General features: G+C 51.5%; 6 protein-coding genes. 4 read left to right on the top strand and 2 right to left on the bottom strand.

Annotated features, from left to right (window positions below; all coding sequences use genetic code 11):
* Positions 1-193: 193 nt before the first annotated feature.
* On the bottom strand, positions 194-562 hold the full coding sequence (locus CFR80_RS17515; RefSeq protein WP_110507812.1) for a helix-turn-helix domain-containing protein: 369 nt from the start codon (positions 560-562) through the stop codon (positions 194-196).
* Between the two features lie 68 nt (positions 563-630).
* Between CFR80_RS17515 and CFR80_RS20230 the strand changes: the two genes are divergently transcribed.
* Together CFR80_RS20230 and CFR80_RS17505 are read left to right on the top strand one after the other, a co-directional pair.
* Positions 631-870 (top strand): YdaS family helix-turn-helix protein, encoded by a 240-nt coding sequence (locus CFR80_RS20230; RefSeq protein ID WP_110507811.1) that lies wholly within the window; start codon positions 631-633, stop codon positions 868-870.
* Positions 867-1,553 carry a GIY-YIG nuclease family protein gene (locus CFR80_RS17505; protein ID WP_110507810.1) on the top strand — a complete coding sequence of 229 codons (687 nt, stop codon included), beginning with the start codon at positions 867-869 and terminating at the stop codon, positions 1,551-1,553. The genes CFR80_RS20230 and CFR80_RS17505 overlap by 4 nt, the downstream gene beginning before the upstream one ends.
* A gap of 156 nt (positions 1,554-1,709) precedes the next feature.
* Here CFR80_RS17505 and CFR80_RS17500 read toward each other — a convergent pair whose 3' ends face one another.
* A complete protein-coding gene (locus CFR80_RS17500; RefSeq protein ID WP_146221699.1) occupies positions 1,710-2,057 on the bottom strand; it encodes a hypothetical protein in 348 nt (115 codons plus the stop codon).
* Positions 2,058-2,156: 99 nt separating this feature from the next.
* Here CFR80_RS17500 and CFR80_RS17495 point away from each other — a divergent pair, with 99 nt between their 5' ends.
* Together CFR80_RS17495 and CFR80_RS20225 are read left to right on the top strand one after the other, a co-directional pair.
* Complete coding sequence (locus CFR80_RS17495) at positions 2,157-2,435, top strand: hypothetical protein (RefSeq protein WP_110507808.1); 279 nt, start codon at positions 2,157-2,159, stop codon at positions 2,433-2,435.
* Positions 2,363-2,818, top strand: a complete 456-nt coding sequence (locus CFR80_RS20225; protein WP_373636542.1) for an HNH endonuclease signature motif containing protein — start codon at positions 2,363-2,365, stop codon at positions 2,816-2,818. The genes CFR80_RS17495 and CFR80_RS20225 overlap by 73 nt, the downstream gene beginning before the upstream one ends.
* The last annotated feature ends 55 nt before the right edge of the window (positions 2,819-2,873 follow it).

Raw genomic sequence — 2,873 nt, 5'->3', positions numbered from 1 at the left:
TCCTACGTGCATTGATTACCCAATCATCGCGATACAACACGCTTGAATCGCTACCGTCAGCCATTAGAACGCATAACCCATATCCAAATTACGTATATCCACCACCCGTTCTGTTCTGCTATCGTTCCATGAGAACGAAAGGGAAACAATGAACGGGAACGCGGCGAAAGACCTACGGGCGCTTGAAGATGGGTCAGGCCGCATTGGTGTCGATTCTGGCCTTGAGAAGCGCCATCAGACCGAGACGCTCTTCCTCGCTCATAGCGCGCCAGATCTTGAGGAGAAGAACCTCAAGATCATCATGCGCAGTGTTCTCGTATCCTTGGATATGCGCGCCCGAAAGGCCCGTAAGATAGTCCAGGGAAACATTGTAATATTGAGATAAGGCAACGGCTGCATCTAAGCTGATGCCTGTATGTTGAGACTCTGCCCCAGCTAAATGGCTGCGGGATACGCCAGCGGCATCCGAAACTTCCGCCTGCGTTAGCTTCCGGCCGAGTTCAACCGCACGCTTCTGGCGCGCCTCGCTCAGTCTCGCAGCGAATAATTTCCTGTCCATCATACGCGGGATTATGCCTTCTTTCCGGGAACAGCGTGCCTGTTAGGCAAACAATATGCTTGCCTGAGCGCATGTTTGTGTGGCAAACACGCATAATGACACCGAAAGAACTGCTGCGCCGCGTTGGCGGCCCGTCTGTGCTGGCAAGAGCGTTGCGCCTTCGCCACTCGACGCCCATTCTTTGGAGAGAGATACCGCCCCATCACTGTCCGACGATTGAGGCGCTATTCAGCATTCCCCGCGAAGAACTCCGCCCCGACCTGTTCCGAGGCGTGAAGGTCGTGCGCCCTGAAGGGGAGGGTGCGCGGTGACTGCCCAAATTATCCCTTTCAAAATCGCGCCAAAACATGATGAGCCGGAAGGATACAGAGGGCCTCATGTTTACATTATTGCCTGCGAGGGTTCTGAAAATGTGAAGATCGGCAAAGCCGAGGATGTCGCGCGCCGTGTTCGTGAGCATCAGTGCGGCAGTGCAGATCAACTGATCGCAATCCGCTCCCTTGCAGGGAATAGAATTGTTGAAAGCGCTTTTCACAAGAGATTTCAGAGCAATCGAAAGCATGGAGAATGGTTTCGTTTTTGTCCTGACATGATGAACTTCTTCCCTGAAGGATATTGTGCCACCGACTATGCGCTCAAAAAACCGATTGACCATGTTTCGGCAAGTGACGGGCTCTCCAAATGGATGATTGAGAGGATGAGTGCGCTTGTAAAAGAAATAGACCCTTATGAGCGCGCAAAAATTGACGGGTGCGCATCTGATATTCCTGAGGAAGAGTGGAACCATTTGATATGCTCCAGCCTCGATTATCTGATTAATAAAAGTATAGAACGCATGCTTATGCTTAACCCATTTGGAGATAATGCTGGAGCGGCAAAATACCTTTCCAACATTATTAATCAGATTGCCTCCCATCGAGATGAAGTTGAAAAAAATGAAACTGTCAGTGGTGCCTCCTGCAATGATAGGAATACCAATGAAGTGCACCATTAGTTTCATCCCTTCCGTCAATACTCAGATCGGCTTCATGTTTGGCGAAATGCCGGTGATGGCTGGTCGCCCCATTCAGGAGGCCCGCTCATGAGCCTCCCCAAGATGTGGTCCGAAATAAACGCAGAGGAGATCGGGCGCGGCGCAGGTGTTTTTATTTCAGAAACCGATGCGGTGAAAACGCGCGTGTGGCCGCCTCGGACAAGAGCGCCAACTTCGAATGGGCCGCTGCATCCAGAATTGTCTTCCGGACATGCTCAAGCGAAGCATCGTACCATTCTGGCCTTTCTTCTTCTGTTTGTTCTGTTCCTTTTGCTTCGTCTGCCAAGCCCACGCATTCAGCACGTCGCGCTTCACGGAAGGAGGTTGATGGAAAATGAGCAAAGCAACCATATCCACTAACCGGTTTATGATCTCGACTTCCATTTCTATGGCGGAATCGTGCGTTTCTTTGCGCGCCATCAGTTCTTCGACTTTTGCCTCAAGATCAGCAATTCGCTTTTCCACAGGTTCCTCCATGGTGGGTCTAGACAACCACATGGTGGCACAACGGGGCGGCAGAGTCATTGCGCTTAGCCGCCCCGCAACCGAAGGGGAGACCCGCTCATGAGCGCTCCCAAACCATGGACCGAACACGAAACACAGATCCTCAACAGCATGCCGAACAAGACGGAGCGGGAAATCCAGAAGTTTCTTCCGGGTCGTTCGATCAATTCGATCCTTCAAAGGCGATTGCGGACGACATCCAATACGGAATTGGCCGACAAAATTGCCTTCTGGAAAAGCTGTAACCTGACCGCTGATGAAATCACATGGAAGCGTCGGAAGTTTCTGGAAAAGAATGGCGTTTATGGATCGGCTCCATGCGCTGGAGGGGTAGCGTAATGGCCGGTCCAAAAAATAATCATCTTCCTCATGCAAATAAGTTCACCGCGTTTTTGCGTCACGTTGACACCAAGGGGTTCAATCATATGGCCTGTTGGCCATGGATGGGCGCAGGGAAAGGTAATGGCTACGGTAATGTTCGCCTGAACGGAAAGAACGTCTCCGCACACCGTCGCGCTTATGAATTGTTTTGTGGTCCAGTATTGGACGGAATGGATGTTTGCCATCTTTGCGATAACCGGTGGTGCGTCAACCCAGACCATCTGTTTCTAGGAACTCGTTCGGAGAATATGGCTGACTGCGCGGCAAAGGGACGGGCAACCGGATTTTATCGGAAGCGACTTATACCAAAGGACGTAGCCACTGACTCGTGTGTGAAGTGACAAACGGCGCTGGCTCTGATTCTCTTGATGCGGGAGGATCTGGCTGATGACGAGG

Source organism: Komagataeibacter oboediens (genome assembly GCF_003207815.1).
In the GTDB taxonomy this organism is placed as follows: domain Bacteria; phylum Pseudomonadota; class Alphaproteobacteria; order Acetobacterales; family Acetobacteraceae; genus Komagataeibacter; species Komagataeibacter oboediens.
This window is presented reverse-complemented; position numbering and strand designations above follow the sequence as displayed.